Genomic DNA, 16,019 nt, shown 5'->3' on the forward strand with positions numbered 1-16,019 from the left:
CGGAACAATGGCTGGTTTTTGGAAAAAGTGTGCCGGAGCGGCTCTGGCAGCAACCGTAAGCGTTTCAATGGCTGGGGCGCAGACCGCGCCAATCACCCTAAGTGTCGATCTCACAGATGCTCCACGAAAGATCCTTCATGCAATAGAAGTCATGCCGGTGACAGCCGGGCCCATGACCGTCGTCTATCCCAAATGGATTCCCGGAGAGCACGGACCCACCGGCCCCATTGAAAATATGGCCGGATTTTTCATCACCGCCAACGGTCAACCCGTAAAGTGGGAGCGCGACAAGATCGATATGTTCGCCTATCACCTCACCGTACCTCAGGGCGTCACGCAGCTTGAGATGAAGATCGACTTCCTCGCATCGTCGGCCCTTTCAGGATTCTCCGCAGGCGGATCGACCAGCGAAAACCTTGCTCTCCTCAGCTGGAACACATTGCTGGTCTACCCTGCCGACACCGACGCAAGCCAGGTCATGTTCACTCCATCGGTAAAGCTGCCAAGCGGATGGAACCTCGGAACCGCGTTGGACAAAGATGGCGGCTCCGGTCAGACATCAACCTTCAAGACCGTAAGCCTCGAGCAACTGATCGACTCCCCCGTCCTCGCAGGCCGATACTTCCGCGAAATCCCCCTCGCTCCCGAGATCTCGCCGAAGCACTACCTCGACATGGCAGCCGACGGCCCCGAACAGCTCAATCTCTCGAAGGAGCACATCGCCGACTTCGACAAGCTGGTGCGCGAGACCGGCGCTCTCTATAAGTCTCGCCACTACGGCTCCTATCACTTCCTCGTAACTCTCAGCGACGAGGTCGCGCACTTCGGCCTCGAGCATCATCAGTCCAGCGATGACCGCGTGATGGCAACCACCTTCACTGACGATCGCGAGTTTGTCTTGGCCGGCCTGCTGCTGCCGCACGAGTTCACTCACAGCTGGAATGGCAAATACCGCCGGCCCGCTGGCCTCGCAACCAGCAACTATCAGAAGCCCATGGAGGGCGATCTCCTCTGGGTATACGAGGGTTTGACCGAGTACCTCGGCGACGTGCTCGCCGCACGCTGCGGCATATGGACCCCCGACCAGTACAAGCAGCGTCTCTCCACCATCGCGGCCGAGTATGACAACCGTCCCGGCCGCACCTGGCGCGATATTCAGGACACCGCGACCGCCGCGCAAATCCTCTACGCCGCAGGTGGCGGATGGGACAACTGGCGTCTCAGCGTGGACTACTACGACGAGGGCGAACTCGTCTGGCTTGATGTCGACACCACAATCCGCAAGATGACTAACGGCAAGAAAACCATCGACGATTTCGTCGCGAAGTTCCACGGACTCGGCGGAGACACAGGGCCGAAGGTCGTACCCTACACCTTCGACGATGTCGTTGCAGGCCTCAATGGCGTGGTCGCGAACGACTGGGCCGCCTTCCTGCGTTCCCGCCTCGACTCAAACTCGTACCACGCGCCGCTCGGTGGCCTCGAAAACGGTGGATACAAGCTCACCTACACCGACAAGCCCAACTCCTGGAGCGCGCTCGAAGACCAGCAGAGTGAGTCCTTCGACTTCTGGTACTCCATCGGCCTGCACGCGAACAAGGCCGGCAATATCTCTGATGTTCTCAAGGGCGGAGTAGCCGACAAGGGCGGCATCGGCCCGGGAATGAAGATCGTCGCCGCAAACGGTCGCGCCTACACCCCTGATGTGCTCAAGGCGGCCATACACGATGCGAAGGACTCCGGTCCATCTGTCGAGCTAATCGTCTTGAACACGGGCTATTACAAGGTACTCAAGCTGGACTATCACGAAGGCGAGCGTTATCCAATGCTGGAGCGCGTCCCCTCTGTACCGGATCGTCTGGATGACATTCTGAAGCCAGCGGCGAAGTAGGATCACGCTGCAGGTTTAGGAGCAGCAGCGGAAGATCCTGTTGTGGAAGTTGACGCTTCCGTAACCGAAGCCGCCGCTGCGGCGAGGTCGTTTTGCTCGAGAAGGAGCAGACGCTTCGCCGCAGCGGCGGCTTCTATTTCGCTGTTGATCTCAGCCCCCAGCAACAGCATGAGTCCCGTCAAATAGAACCACGTAAGAAGAATGATGACCGCACCCAGAGAACCATACGTCACCGAATAGTTGTTGAAGAAGTGAACATAGAGCCGGAGACCAGTCGAAGTGATCAGCCACCCGACAATTCCGATAGCAGCGCCAGGAGTAAGCCAGTGCCACTGGCTCCGTTTCACATCCGGGGCAAAGTAGTAGATGACTGCGAAAAATAGAGACAGCAAAACGACAGCAAACAGCCAGCCAAAACTGCGTGCTACAAGCGCCACAAGCGCAGCCAGAAAGTGGTCGTAGATGTGCAGGTGCGAGAGGCGAGCTAAGAAGTCTGCTCCCAGGAGCGAAGCAAGCATCAGCGTAACCAGCCCCATCAGAAGAACGGTCACTCCGATGGCGGAGAATCTCGCGGCAAAGTAAGAGCGAGTCTCCTTGACCTTGTAGACGACATTGAGCGAGTCCTGAATCGCGGAGAAACCAACCGAGGCGCTCCAAACCGCCGCCACCAGCCCAAAGGTAAGCTTCCCGCTTGTAGCTGCAGCCGTCGTCTCGTTGAAGGTGCCCAGCACCATACCCATAGCGTCATGCGGAATAACGATCGAAAGATAACCCAGCAGTGAGTAATAAATATGCGACGCGGAGCGCGCTGCTAACCCTAACAAAGCAGTCGCAGTAAACAGACTGGGAAACAAGGCGAAGATAAAGTAGAAGCCAAGTTCAGCAGCCCGGCCTACCAGGTTATCGTCGAGAAGAGATCTCCAGGTATGCTTAGCGACCACACTGACAGGGATCCCTTCAAGATTCCATAGGGAATGAAGTGGAGAACGAGACACAAGATCCCAGATTCGGCGCTGAATCCGTGCACCGCTAATCGGATCGAGTTTTGGGTCGACAGATGAGATAGTGCGCTCCCTCTAGCCCGCTCGATGACTTACCGAGGGCGTTCAAACGAGCGTTCTGCCAAGCTAGATGCCGCGCCAAGCGCTAAGGTAGCCGCAACATGACTGTTTTCCACCGGGCTCTGGTGCATAAGATCACGATCGAGCATCTATTTATTGGTGAGATGAATGCAGAGAGCATGGCGAGCCAGACCGTTTGCAGTACGAAAGATGGAGCAGCTTTGGCGGCTGGTCCGCGAGAGCCACGAACAGCCGATGACCGGGACCTCTCGGCCAGTTGAGTTGGTAAGACCCAACGAACTCGGAGTCACTTTCATTGGGCACTCGTCGTTTCTCCTTCAGGTGTACGGACGAAAACTGCTCGTTGACCCAGTATTTTCAAAGCGGTTGATCGTACTCCGCCGGCAGCGGCGTCCCGGCGTCGTGGTCGACGCGCTGCCCGCCATCGACATAGTCCTTCTAACCCATGCGCACATGGATCATCTCGACATGGCCTCCCTCCGGCGCGTCATTCGCGCAACGCGGAAGCTCACTGGACAGACCCCTGAGGTCATCGTGCCCCGCGGCGTCGAGGATCTCGTCGAAAGGCTAGGCTTCTCCAGAATCCACGGTCTGGCCTGGTGGGAGCAGATTGAAGTGCAAGGCCTCAAGGTAACGATGACCCCCTGCAAGCACTGGGGCGCGCGGATGTTTCGCGATACTCATCGAGGCTACGGCGGATATGTTGTCGAAGGCGGCGGCCAGTCGGTCTATCACTCTGGCGATACGGCTTACTTCGATGGATTCAGCGAGATCGGGGCCAGACTCAGGCCAGAGGTGGCCCTGCTTCCGATCGGTGCTTACTTTCCAGACAGCTACCGCTCTGTTCACACCAGTCCGGAAGAGGCTCTACGCGGTTTCGTTGATCTGGGTGCACAGCAAATGGTGCCGATGCACTACGGTACCTTCCGTCTGGGCCGGGAGCCCATGGAAGAGCCCCTTCAAAGACTCGAATTAGAAGCTGAAAGACTAGGTATTGAAGGGAAATTAAAAATTCTTGCGGAGGGCGAGACGATGCACCTTTGTCCGGCAACGAGCATCCGATAACGTATGGCTACTTCAACTGTAAATGCGAAAGCAAGCGGAACGTTCTCGATCGGCGGGGACCTCCCGGTCAACCGCATGGGATACGGCGCGATGCGGATCACCGGCGACGGAATCTGGGGTGCGCCCAAAGACATCGAAGGTGCAAAAAAAGTACTGCGGCACGTCGTTGAACTCGGCATCAACTTCATCGACACAGCAGATGCCTACGGCCCGGACGTCAGCGAAGAACTTATCGGGGAAGCGTTGTCTCCCTACGCGAAAGGCGTCGTCATCGCAACCAAAGGCGGGTTAACCCGGCAAGGTCCGAATAAGTGGCTCCCTGTAGGACGCCCGGAGTACCTTACCCAACAAGTCGAAATGAGCCTGCGAAGGTTGAAAGTTGAGCGGATCGACCTCTGGCAGCTCCACCGCATCGACCCGAAGGTGCCCGTCGAAGAGTCGCTCGGCGCGATGAAAAAACTCCAGCAGCAGGGCAAGATCCGCCACATCGGCTTGAGCGAAGTGAAACCTCACGAGATCGACCAGGCCCGCAAGGTGGTCGAGATTGTAAGCGTGCAAAACCAGTACAACATCGGCGACCGCCAGCACGAAGACGTCGTCGACTACTGTGCCAAGCACAATATTGGATTTATCCCCTGGTTCCCGGTAGCAGCAGGCAAACTCGCTCAACCTGGTGGCAAGCTCGACTCCGCCGCCAAGAAGCACCATGCGACTGTCTCACAACTCTCACTGGCATGGCTGCTCCATCGGTCCCCGGTCATGCTGCCCATCCCAGGTACGACGTCCGTACAGCACCTCGAAGAAAACGTAGCCGCAGCCGATGTCAAGTTACCTGCGGCCGAATGGAAAGAGATCGAAGACTCTGCAAAATAACGAACAGCCTTTCGCTTACCAAAAAAGAGCCGCCAGCGCGCGGCTCTTTTCATTTCGTTCGATCGTCTCCGCCAGGTAGCGAACTCGCTCATGCCCCGCTAAGTCTTAGGCGAATTGATATCCAGAGGTTTGGTAGTAAGAGGACCTACGTGGTCCTCCTGTGAATTCCAACCCGGCAGCTCCTGCGAGCCGGTAATCAGCCGCGCGCCATCGCTGAAGGTCAGGTACGTCCACGCCCATTGCCTGAAGACACCAAGCCGATTCCGAAAGCCGATGAGAAAAAAGATGTGAACGAGCAGCCACGTCATCCAAGCCGGAAAGCCGCTCCAATGGGCCTTGAACGGCCACTCGATGTTGGCCACCGCCGCCTTGCGCCCGATCGTAGCCATGTCTCCTTTATCAAAGTACCGAAACTGTTCGTCCTTGCCGCTCCCATCGCTGCCCAGTCCTGCGGCAACCAGTCTCCCGATACGTTTCGCGGCATAACGGCCCATCTGCATCGCAGGCTGCGCCACACCTGGCAGCTGTTTCCCGTCCTGTTCGACGTGAGCCAGATCGCCGCAGATAAAGATCTCCGGATGCCCCGGTGGGTTCAGATATCCATCGACAAACACCGCACCGCGCTTATCGGTTTCCACGCCAAGCAGCTTGCCAAGCGGCGAAGCCTGCACACCCGCCGCCCACAGCGTAACGACCGCGTCGATACGTTCTTCGCCAACCATCACGTAGCCGGGCTGCACATCGCTGACATGAGCGCCCGTGCGCACCTTCACCTTAAGTTCGGCGAGCTGTTCCAGCGCCTTCCGTTGCAGATCTTCAGGATAGGCGGCCAGAATATTAGGCCCGCCCTCAAGGATGAGAACCTGCGCCATCGAAGGATCGATATGACGAAAATCCCGTGCCATGTAAAGCCGCGCAATGTCGCTGATCGCGCCCGCAAGTTCCACCCCCGTCGGCCCCCCGCCGATAATGACGAAGTTCAACGCCGGATGCGTTCCGGCCTCCATCATCTGCCGCTCCGCCAGTTCAAAGGCCAGCAGTACCCGTCGGCGAATCTCGGTCGCGTCCTCAACGGTCTTCAGACCGGGAGCAAGCTTGGCCCAGTCGTCCCTGCCAAAGTAAGAGTGCGTCGAACCCGTGGCGATGATCAGGTAGTCGTACTCGAGCTGCACGCCGGTCTTCAGATGAACGCGCTGCAGCGCCAGATCAAAGCCGATAGCCTCATCCATCAGAACATCGACGTTAGGGTGATCACGCACCAGCGAGCGGATAGGTTGCGCAATATCGGCCGGAGAGAGCACCGCCAGCGCGACCTGGTACAGCAGAGGCTGAAACAGATGATAGTTTCTACGGTCTACCAGAGTTACGTCGACCGGAAGTTTACCTAGGGCCATCACCGCATTGACCCCGCCAAAGCCTCCCCCCAGAATCACAACTCGCTTTCGTGCAGGTCCGCTCGCTGCTGCCGCTGATATCGCCATCGTTCAGGCTCCTCGGTGTGCTGTGTCCATTATCTGATGCCGAATTGAGCCGTTCGGCGTTGTCCGTTGCTTTGCTGCCTAAGTTCGACGGTCTTCTCTCGAAGGAGTTACAGAAAAGCGCATCTCAGGACGAAAGGATCGGGACGAAAAATCAAGGCTGTTTTTGTAACGTGAGCGAAATAAAGCCCTGTGTACCCGTAGCCGCTGCGAGATTCGTCGTCTCGCCCACAGCCGAAATCTGCTGCGGGATAATCGTCAAGAGACCGTTCATATCGGAGACAGCTGACGTCTGCGACGAAGCGAGGACAGGCGCGATCGGACAACGACCTCTATCCGGACACGCCGGTTGCCAGGCGTCCACAGTCTGGAAGATCTGAACCACAGCCCCGGCAACAGGACGAGACGCCGTATCCGTAACCTGCAGGACAACCGGCGTGATCGTACCGTTCGCAGAAACAATTTGATTGGCTCCGCTCACCGCAATCACGCGCAGGTCCGCGAGATCGACGCCCACCGTAGTGAACGAAGCACAGACGTTCATCCAGGCACAGCCAGACAGAGCCGCCTGAGCCCCAGCAGCCAACGGACCAGCCGTTGCGAGGGTCTGCGCGATCCCCTGCGAGTTCACAGCAGAGCTCGCCGGCGTCACCGCGACCTGTCCCGACGTCGGTTGCCAGCCAACCGGCACCCCTGCAGTAGAGGCAAAGTTATCGTTCACGCTGACCTCTGGAGTCCACGCAACGGTCGCACCCGCGACAATGTATTCCATCGCCTGTACCGCCGTCACGGTCTGGACACGCACCGCCGCAGTGAAAGAAGCAACGGCCATGCCATCGACTCCGGCCGCCTTCAGCGTAATCGGGCCCGCACTCAAAGGAGTCACCAGCGTCGATGCCACGCCGTTCGCGTCCGTGTTGATGGTGCAACTTGCTGCTCCGCAAGCGGAGAACTGAACCATGCCGGTACTAGCGGTAAAGGTGACAGCCTCGCCCACAACCGGAGTCGCTCCATCGCCGTTCAGCACCTTAACGGCAAATGGCGTCGACGCAGGTTGCGCAAGCTGCACCAGACCCGATGGCGCACTCACCAGCCTGAGCGAAGGCATCGGCGCAGCGTAGCTTAGCGACTGGGTCATCACCGTCGTCCCACCTGTAGAAAGATCTGTCACCGCTACATCAGCCACCAGCGCAGTGCTTGAGCCGAGAGCGTGAATCGATGGCGCCTTAGCCACAATCGTGTTCGCGGTCCAGCTCGAAACCGTTGCGGAAACACCGTTGACCGTCACAGCATTTCCCGTGCGAAAGCCCATTCCATTGATCGTGATCGTGCCCCCGGCAGCGCTCACAGTAGCAGGGCTCAGCGAATCCGCGTAAAGCACGCGTGCCTGGTAGTTGAAATCCGGTCGCCCGTCTCCACGCTGATCGGCGATTGCGATTCGTAACTGATTTGGTTGCGTAAAGGCGGTCGTCAGCATGGTCATGCCGTTAGCCGCGCCATTAAAAGCTTCTCCCGCGCCGGCAACCCCTGGCAGAGAGCCCAGAGCATCGGTCGTATGCCACACTCCAATCACCGGCATCGCCTTTGCGGTTGTCGAGAATCCCTGCTCATCCTCCGCCGTCACCTCAAACGTAAGCGATCGGTTCGCTTTGACCGAGAGCGAAGACCAGGCGGAGTGTCCATACCCGCAAAGCAAACCCGACCACAATCCCTGCGACGCCACAGCCACCGGAGCAGCCTCCGTTCCGTCCGCGCCAGAATCGCAGGAGTTCGCCGAGTTCGTTGGTAAGAAGTCCAGATACGCCTGCGTATAGCTGCCCAGAATTCCTTCCGGAAGCACAGGGTCCAACCCGGAGGGCTCAACAGTATTGGCAACATATGGTCCGACGGCAAATTCCCCCGTATACAAAGGATTGATAGCCTCGGTCTCCATGATCAAAATCTGCCAATCGCCAGGAAGCATCGGCACCCGCTCAACAATGTAATAACCCTCGTAAAAGCCACTTTGACTCCCCTCGCTTCCTTCGAACGACGAGTCGGAACCTGTCACAGGGTTACCGTTCGATCGGCGAAACAGAGAGCCCGATACAGAAGAAGTGGTATACCAGTCTTCAATCTGCGCCGGCAAAGTGTACTGCGGCCAACGGCGCACAACGACATTAACCCCCTGCATCCCCTCTCCAGTGGCAAAGTTCAGATGTCCTTGCACCAGATTCGCATTCAACAGGCTGTCCGTCTTCCCCAGACCCGACTGCCCTTGCGCAATAAAGTAGAGTTGCGCCAGCGCCGACAGGTCATCCGGCCGCAACGTAAACGGCTGCGGCAGACACTGGTAGCTATAAGGGCCGCAGATAATATCGATCGGATGCATCACCGGCCAGTGCATGGCTTGGTTAAAAGTAGGCTGCGGGCTATCCGTAAACACGTTGTCGTTCGTCTGCGACCACCCCAGGCCAAGCACGCGGCCAAACGCCCTCATCAGCTGATACTGCAACTGCATCTGCTGCTGAGGAGAAGGCCCAGTGCACCGGCCGTTGAGAACGAGAATCGCATGCTGAATGAAACCAGCCGGAACAATCGAATCGACGCTCTCGGTCACGCCATTCTGCAGACATCCCGAAGGGTCGCTCGCTCCATTGCCCAGCAGAAGATCGGTAACCGACCCATCGCTGTCGTAGATCACTGCAATCTGCTTGGCGAGGTAGTTGCTGCTCTGCACATCGGCCGGAAAGATCAGCCCATTCACTCCAAGAAAAGTATTGGCTCCGCTGACATGCTCATCCAACGCGCCGCCCTGCGACAGCACCAGGCTCGCGGTTGGCACATTCCACACCGCCGCAGCAGCCGCCACAAGAGCATCCGCAGCCGCGTGGTTCACCGTCGAACTCAAATTGCCCGGGTCCGTAAAATAAAGCGGCTGATTCGTGTACCAGACCACCGGAACCCCCGAGGTCGTAAAGTACGGCGGCCCCGTTACCCAGCGCGGCCCCCCGGCCCAAACGGTCGCGGCGCTTGCAAACCACCAGATCATTAGCTTGCAGAGGGTTTGCAGTCGCACCTTTGTTCGTGAGCCGGTGTCAGGGCGTAACATGCTGCGCCTTCTGCCACGAGCTCAACAACCCCAGCACCACATCCACCGACGCCTGCTGCGCGGGGGTCGACGCATCCGCCGCACTCCGATACCCGAGCGGCGTGATCATCGACACATCGCTGACAGCTGAACCCGCTGTAACGACCTGTTGCTGAGCCACCCCCGACTGGGGGAATGTACTCGCTGGCCGCACCGGCTCACTGCGATAAGAGATGGTCCGCGGCAGTCTCGCACCCAGCCAGCGAAGATCGACAAACGGCAACGACGGCGCCGTTGTCGCACGATCCGCCACCGCAGCCACACTTGTGCTCTGGCGAATCGGAATCGCTCCATCAAGTCCGCCAACAGGCGAACTCAGACCTGCAGCGCTCGGAGCACGCAGGAGCATAAGCAGCCGCTGCCCCACGCGATACCGTTGGCTATTCCCTGCCCAAAGCCCACCCCACTCTCGCAAAACATACGGTTCGCTGGCTCTGCACCCCCGAATCGCCTGATCGACACGAAAATCGACCTCGACGATCCCCGAAGCCGGCCCGGTACCGCCGGGAAGACGCACCGCCAGCACCTGACCCATGAAGATGACATCCGCACGATTCGACATCTCGTGCAGGACATCCGTGACCGTCTGCGACCCTGCAGTTGAAGTCGCCTGACCCCACGCTATCGCAGTCGTCAGCAGCAGCGAGACCACGACAACGGCGCGCAACCCAGCGAAAACTCGCAATATCCAGGCCATTCCAGCCATGCAGGCCATCCCGTCCCTCCGTCCTCTCCCTGTTCTTCGTCAGGAGAGTCACGTTACGAACGGTTGTCCTGTTTTCGGACACTGCGCCAACTCCGGTAGTTAGATCTCCGGGTAGAAGTCGAAGAACGCGTCAATACTCATTCGCAGCTGAGCCTCAATCTCCTCCCGGCTGCCTTCAAGCACATGCAGCGTCACATGCGCCTCGTTACCGTTCTTCAGCGTTACGGGCGCCTCGCCCACCGATGCGATCTCATCCGCAGGTAACAGCCTCATTCCATACACCAAGGTCAGGTTTGCCATAACCTCAATTGTTTCACCAAACGCACCTAAAGCGCCGGTTTGCATCTTTTTCGTCCGCAGCGCATTTACACTAGTGGAGCTTATATGCCCGAAAACATCACGCACGACACTGTCATCCTCGGTTCCGGGTGCGCCGGACTCACCGCTGCCATTTACACAGCGCGCGCTAACCTCAAGCCCCTCGTCCTCGAAGGCCACGAGCCCGGCGGCCAGCTCTCCATCACCACGCTCGTTGAAAACTTCCCCGGCTGGCCCGAGGGCGTCCAGGGCCCCGACCTCATCGAGAACATGAAGAAGCAGTCCATCCGCTTCGGAGCCGAGCTGCGTCTGGCCCACCTCAGCTCCATCGATCTCACCAAGCGTCCCTTCGCCCTCAACCTCGGCAAGGAGACCATCCACACCCGCACCCTCATCATCGCCTCCGGAGCCAGCGCACGCTGGTTGAACCTCCCCTCCGAACAGGCCCTCATCGGCCACGGCGTCACCTCCTGCGCCACCTGCGACGGCTTCTTCGCCTCAGGCAAGGAGATCGCGGTCATCGGTGGCGGCGACACCGCCATGGAAGAGGCTCTCTTCCTCACCCGCTTCGCCTCCAAGGTCACCATCATCAACCGCAGCGAAAAGTTTCGCGCCTCCAAGATCATGCTCGATCGCGCCATGGCTCACCCCAACATCCGCTTCCTATCCAGCACCGTCGTCGAAGAGGTTCTCGGCGTTGAAGAAAAGGATGTCAAGGGTCTCCGCGTCAAAAACAAGGTCTCCGGCGAAGCATACGTCCTGCCCGTCGCCTTCATGTTCCTCGCCATCGGCCACATCCCCAACGCCGAAGCCTTCCGGGGCATGATCGACCTCGACTCCGAGGGTTACATCCTCACCCGCAACAACGTCTTCACCACCCTCAATGGCGAAATCATCCCCGGCGTCTTCGCCTGCGGAGACATCCAGGACCGCCGCTACCGCCAGGCCATCACCGCAGCCGGATCTGGCTGCATGGCCGCCCTCGAGGTCGAAAAGTACCTCGAAGAACACGGCAGGTAAGGAGGACGAGCGTGCCGACGCCGATCCTCCAGACACCCCGTCTACTCTTAAAGCCTCTGCAGCTCTCCGACGCCCCGGAGGTCCAGAAAATCTTCCCCCATTGGGAGATCGTCCGGCAGCTCAACGCCAAGGTCCCGTGGCCCTTTCCCAACGACGGAGTCCACACCTTTTACCGCGACACCGCGCTCCCCGCCATCGAACGCGGTGAAGAGTGGCACTGGATGCTGCGATTCAAAGATGATCCCCGCCAGAAAGTCATCGGCTCCATCTGCCTCGTGCGCGACGGCGACAACAATCGCGGCTTCTGGATCGCACGCGAGTGGCAAGGCCGCGGCCTGATGACCGAAACCGCAGCAGAGGTCACCCGCTTCTGGTTTGAAGATCTGCAACAGCCCATCCTCCGAATAAAGAAAGCGCGAGACAACGCAGCCTCACGAGCCATCTCCCTCCGTCAGGGAATGCGCTGCATCGCCCAGACCGATGATGATTACGTGTCAGGCCGTCTGCCATCGGAGCAATGGGAGTTGACCCTCGAAATGTGGCGCGAGACGCATCCCAAAACCCAACGCTGAACCTGACCAATCCCACCGGCCAACCCCCTGGAACAGCGTCGCCGTCACCTCACCTCATTCTTCTTCCCAAGACGGTAGCTGATCCCGATCTTCGTCGCCAGTTCATCCATTCCAGGATTGCTCGCTGCCAGATAGCCATTCGACACATGAAAAAACACGAACGGGTCCACCCGCAAATCGACCCGTTCCGTCATCTTGATCAAAACCCCAAAGTCAGCCTGAACATTGAAATTCGCATAGCTCGCATTCGGCGAAAACGCCTTCTTCGTGAACACCGCAGTCCCCAGTTTGCCAACGATGTACGGCCTCACCGCCTTGTCGTTTCGCCATAACCAGCGAAAACCAAACGGAGAGATCGACAACCCATGCACCAACTCCTGATTCGGGCTCTTTGCATTTCCCCAGAAATCGGAGACCGCAGGCTGACTCAAAAGAACAAATGGCAGAACCTCCACCACGTAGTCCATCCGCGACCCCATAAAGTGACCCCAGCTATGACGGTCGTATTCCACACCCACCGTCCACGCATTGCAGCGAACCGTGGCACTAAACAGCCTGTAATCGCCATCCGGAAACATTCCCGAAATCGAGATCTCACTCTCCACCGGCGGCTTGCCACGGGGCGTCTTCGTAGCCACTACAATGTCTTTCGCCAGCGCGGTGTCAGTAATAGCGGTGATCTTCGTCGCCAGCGGAGCATTGGTCAACACTGGGATCTCCGCCTCTTGGGAACATGCCGGTCGCGACCCAAGGAGACAAACAGCAGCCAGCACGGAGAGACAAGAGAGGCGTAGGTTTCCGGCCAGGCTGCGCTCGCTCGCCCACAGGACAAATACGGACTCACAACCTCGTCTGCTCGCCAATAGGTCCCCCCATTAGTCAATTAGATCGGGCCCGAAAAGCGCAGAATGATACGAACGAGCAGCAATTATAAGTTCAAGTCCGTGCAACAAAGATTTTTTTTCATCCGTCCTCAGTAACCCCTCTTGTTCTGCCCTCCCACTTGAAACCCTCCATTAGTGGACATACTCCTCACGAACCCTATCGAAAACGTCCCCGCCACGCCGCAAATCCGCCGAAAGCAGACCGGTCCAGCGCTATGACTCTCCCCGTTGACGTGCCCTCGGCACCTCTGCGAGACTCACGCCTATGCAATACAGTGGCAAGGTCGAATATTCTCAGAGACGAAAGATAAGGGAACGCAACACCGCTCTCTACCGCCTTGCCCACTGGCCCATATGGATCTGGGTGTTCTTTCTCGCCCCCGGCCCGCTGACCTTCTCCCTCTTCGCCCACGGCTTCGGACGGGGCAATCTGGCATGGTTAATTGCAGTTCTGATCGGCACCGGCATCGCCGCTCTACTCGGACGCCTGCCAGGCTCCGAGCCTCAGCCCTACATCCTTCGCTTCGACGAGGACAAGCCAAATCCCCTCTACCGCCGCGTCTGCTATACCTTCGCGTGGAACGCGGTACTCAGCTTTGCACTCCTGAACCTGAGCGGACTTCTGATCGCCGCAGCGACCGGCCACTGGTACATGCAGCAGATCTACCGCTACGCCTACTTCCCGCTATGCGGAACGATCCTGCTGCTGGGAGCGGTGGGCGTACTGCCACGCGTGAGGCTCTCGACCAAAGGCGAGGGCACAGAGCGCCGCTACTTCTACGGCTCCGTCTGGGCCGTCACGATCTCGCAGGCACTCCTCCTCGCATTTTGGAAGACTCTCCCCGAGACCCGCACCGCAAGCCTCGCGAAGCTCGCCATCTTCGCCTGTGCCCTCCTCCTCATGGGCCTCGCCGCCTATCGGGGTGCGCTCCCACGCACTCGCCCCATCGTGCCGGGAGAGCTGATGGTCGCAGACTAAGAATCGCCGCCGTCGATACGAAGACGACTAACTCGAACCTATCGCTAAAGCGGTTCCCCTGTGGATGTCGAGGGGAATTTGTATTATCGCTAGCCTTGTTATTCGTCATCTCGACCGAAGTCGCTCGAGTCTTATCGCGCGACGCAGTGGAGAGATCCCTGATATCGTCTTTGACTCTGCGACTGCTATGCTCTACATCAACATCAACGCAAAAACCCCTGAAGACAGGCGGTGCATCGCAAGAAACCGCGAGCCTACTGCTTCGTCGCATCCGAGGTGGTCGTCCTGTTCTGCAGCTTGTCGTCGAAGATGGCCTTGGCGGTCTTGCCATCGTTTGCAACCGTCATCTTGAAGACGCCAATCACCTTGCCGTCGCGCTTGTCCGTCTCTTCCAGCGTGTCCTTTCCCAACATCTTCACCGACACGCTGGTTACGCCCGGATCGCCCTTCATCGGCACGTCCGCGCCATTCAGCTTGGCGGTGTAAGTCTGGCCGGTCAAAGTCGTCATCGTGATCTCGTCACCGCTTACTTTGTAAGTCCACACCGTAGCATTGTCCGACAGGCCTTCTATCTTGGTGGTTCGCCACGAACCGGAGATTGCATTCGATCCCGCCGGGTCTTTTACCACCAGTGTCGCTTCGCCTTTGCCGGTCACCGGAGGACCGCCGTTGGTGTTGCTGCTGTCACTGAAGGTGAACCTCATGGTGTTGCCGTCTGGCGACACGGTCGCGGTCGAAGTGGTGACAACCTTGCCGCCTTTCTTGTCCGTCTCTTCGATCTCGTGGTCACTCACCACTTTAATGGCGACGCTGTCATAGTAGGGATGCCCGGTGACGGGCTGGTCTGTACCGTCCGCTTTGATCGAATACGGCGGAGTACAGGTCTTGCACTCGTACGTGCCATTCTGCAGCAGGAACACATCCGGCTTCTTGGGGAAATCGGCCGTGTTCATGTCGATCTTCCAGGTGCCGTCGAAGGCGCTCTGCGCCGCCAGCATAGGTGTTAACAGGGCCGCGAGTCCTAAAACAAACAAGAGCTTTTTCATCGCAAACCTCCATCTCCAAACTTCGGGGCGAGGAGTTTATCAGAATCGGCATTCCCAGGATGGAGTTCTGTCGTTGCGCCTTTGGGCGAAAACAACTCTACGATCTCGCGCCCGCCGGTATGCTGAAGGAGTCGAGTTCCGAACCAATCCCATGCTGAAAAAGATCACCCTCCTGCGCGAACGAGTGGAAGACTGGACCGCCTACCCCTTCTCCGTCCCCACCATCGCCTCCCTGCCCGAGATATCGATCCACTCCCGCATCGCCTTCTTCGCCGGAGAGAACGGAACCGGCAAATCGACTCTCCTTGAAGCCATCGCCGCACACTACGGCTTCGGCCCCGAAGGCGGCAACCGCAACATCCGCAATGACACGACAGAACACAACCACTCCACCGACGTTCTCGTGCGAGCCCTGCGCCTCTCCTTCGACAAGCGCACCGGAGCAGGCTTCTTCCTCCGCGCCGAAAGCTTCTTCAACACTGCCTCAACCCTGGACGAACTAGACGGAGGATCAGGCCAGATCCTCCAATCGTATGGTGGACAAAGCCTCCACACTCGCTCTCACGGCGAAACCTTCTTCACCCTCCTCGAGCACAAGTTCACCCGCAACGGCCTCTTCCTCCTCGACGAACCCGAAGCCGCCCTCTCCCCGCAGCGCCAGCTCTCCTTCCTCATCCTCATCCACGACACCCTTCGCCGCTACAAGGACGCCCAGTTCCTCATCTCCACCCACTCTCCTGTCCTGCTCGGCTACCCCGGCGCGCAGATCTTCTCCTTCGACGACGGCCACCTCCACGAGATCTCCTACGAAGACACCGCGCCGCTTCAAATCGTCCGCCGCTTCACCAGCGACCGAGAAAGCTTCCTGCAGGAGCTCTTCCATGAGACCCCTTCCCTGTTCGAGGAACCCGACAAGCGATAGTCCTCGCTCCTCCCGAGGCGAAAATTCCAGCCGCATCACACCACCAAAAAACC

Annotated in this window: 14 protein-coding genes; 7 read left to right on the top strand and 7 right to left on the bottom strand. The window is 58.6% G+C overall.

Annotated elements, in window-relative coordinates; translation table 11 throughout:
* Positions 1-7 precede the first annotated feature (7 nt).
* Positions 8-1,891 (top strand): M61 family metallopeptidase, encoded by a 1,884-nt coding sequence (locus HDF12_RS19570; RefSeq protein WP_179586122.1) that lies wholly within the window; start codon positions 8-10, stop codon positions 1,889-1,891.
* Between the two features lie 2 nt (positions 1,892-1,893).
* Here HDF12_RS19570 and HDF12_RS19575 read toward each other — a convergent pair whose 3' ends face one another.
* Positions 1,894-2,832: a YihY/virulence factor BrkB family protein gene (locus HDF12_RS19575; protein ID WP_373563969.1), complete on the bottom strand. Its 939-nt coding sequence runs from the start codon at positions 2,830-2,832 to the stop codon at positions 1,894-1,896.
* A 330-nt stretch (positions 2,833-3,162) separates the two neighbouring features.
* On the opposite strand from HDF12_RS19575, the gene HDF12_RS19580 reads away from it, so the two are divergent.
* Together HDF12_RS19580 and HDF12_RS19585 are read left to right on the top strand one after the other, a co-directional pair.
* Positions 3,163-4,038: an MBL fold metallo-hydrolase gene (locus HDF12_RS19580; protein ID WP_257025747.1), complete on the top strand. Its 876-nt coding sequence runs from the start codon at positions 3,163-3,165 to the stop codon at positions 4,036-4,038.
* Positions 4,039-4,041: 3 nt separating this feature from the next.
* Positions 4,042-4,911, top strand: a complete 870-nt coding sequence (locus HDF12_RS19585) for an aldo/keto reductase (RefSeq protein WP_179586126.1) — start codon at positions 4,042-4,044, stop codon at positions 4,909-4,911.
* Positions 4,912-5,009: 98 nt separating this feature from the next.
* Here the strand turns inward: HDF12_RS19585 and HDF12_RS19590 are convergent, their stop codons facing one another.
* The 4 genes from HDF12_RS19590 to HDF12_RS19605 form a co-directional block, all read right to left on the bottom strand.
* Positions 5,010-6,392: an NAD(P)/FAD-dependent oxidoreductase gene (locus HDF12_RS19590; RefSeq protein ID WP_179586128.1), complete on the bottom strand. Its 1,383-nt coding sequence runs from the start codon at positions 6,390-6,392 to the stop codon at positions 5,010-5,012.
* A 151-nt stretch (positions 6,393-6,543) separates the two neighbouring features.
* Positions 6,544-9,480 carry an IPT/TIG domain-containing protein gene (locus HDF12_RS19595; RefSeq protein ID WP_179586130.1) on the bottom strand — a complete coding sequence of 979 codons (2,937 nt, stop codon included), beginning with the start codon at positions 9,478-9,480 and terminating at the stop codon, positions 6,544-6,546.
* Positions 9,467-10,234 (bottom strand): hypothetical protein, encoded by a 768-nt coding sequence (locus HDF12_RS19600; protein WP_179586132.1) that lies wholly within the window; start codon positions 10,232-10,234, stop codon positions 9,467-9,469. Before HDF12_RS19600 ends, HDF12_RS19595 begins: the two co-directional genes overlap by 14 nt.
* 90 nt (positions 10,235-10,324) lie before the next feature.
* Entirely contained in the window at positions 10,325-10,525 is a 201-nt protein-coding gene (locus tag HDF12_RS19605) for an allantoinase (protein ID WP_179586134.1), read from the bottom strand.
* 84 nt (positions 10,526-10,609) lie between these two features.
* Here HDF12_RS19605 and trxB point away from each other — a divergent pair, with 84 nt between their 5' ends.
* The gene (gene trxB / locus HDF12_RS19610) at positions 10,610-11,563 is read left to right on the top strand and encodes a thioredoxin-disulfide reductase (protein ID WP_179586136.1); all 954 of its coding nucleotides are present in this window, start codon (positions 10,610-10,612) and stop codon (positions 11,561-11,563) included.
* 11 nt (positions 11,564-11,574) lie between these two features.
* A complete protein-coding gene (locus HDF12_RS19615) occupies positions 11,575-12,135 on the top strand; it encodes a GNAT family N-acetyltransferase (protein WP_179586138.1) in 561 nt (186 codons plus the stop codon).
* Positions 12,136-12,179: 44 nt separating this feature from the next.
* Here HDF12_RS19615 and HDF12_RS19620 read toward each other — a convergent pair whose 3' ends face one another.
* Entirely contained in the window at positions 12,180-12,845 is a 666-nt protein-coding gene (locus HDF12_RS19620; protein ID WP_179586140.1) for an acyloxyacyl hydrolase, read from the bottom strand.
* Positions 12,846-13,284: 439 nt separating this feature from the next.
* Here HDF12_RS19620 and HDF12_RS19625 point away from each other — a divergent pair, with 439 nt between their 5' ends.
* On the top strand, positions 13,285-13,998 hold the full coding sequence (locus tag HDF12_RS19625) for a hypothetical protein (RefSeq protein ID WP_179586142.1): 714 nt from the start codon (positions 13,285-13,287) through the stop codon (positions 13,996-13,998).
* 254 nt (positions 13,999-14,252) lie between these two features.
* Here HDF12_RS19625 and HDF12_RS19630 read toward each other — a convergent pair whose 3' ends face one another.
* Positions 14,253-15,044 (bottom strand): hypothetical protein, encoded by a 792-nt coding sequence (locus HDF12_RS19630; RefSeq protein ID WP_179586144.1) that lies wholly within the window; start codon positions 15,042-15,044, stop codon positions 14,253-14,255.
* A 151-nt stretch (positions 15,045-15,195) separates the two neighbouring features.
* Between HDF12_RS19630 and HDF12_RS19635 the strand changes: the two genes are divergently transcribed.
* On the top strand, positions 15,196-15,966 hold the full coding sequence (locus tag HDF12_RS19635) for an AAA family ATPase (protein ID WP_179586146.1): 771 nt from the start codon (positions 15,196-15,198) through the stop codon (positions 15,964-15,966).
* Positions 15,967-16,019: the final 53 nt, after the last annotated feature.

This window comes from Tunturiibacter gelidiferens (assembly GCF_013410115.1).
GTDB lineage: Bacteria > Acidobacteriota > Terriglobia > Terriglobales > Acidobacteriaceae > Edaphobacter > Edaphobacter gelidiferens.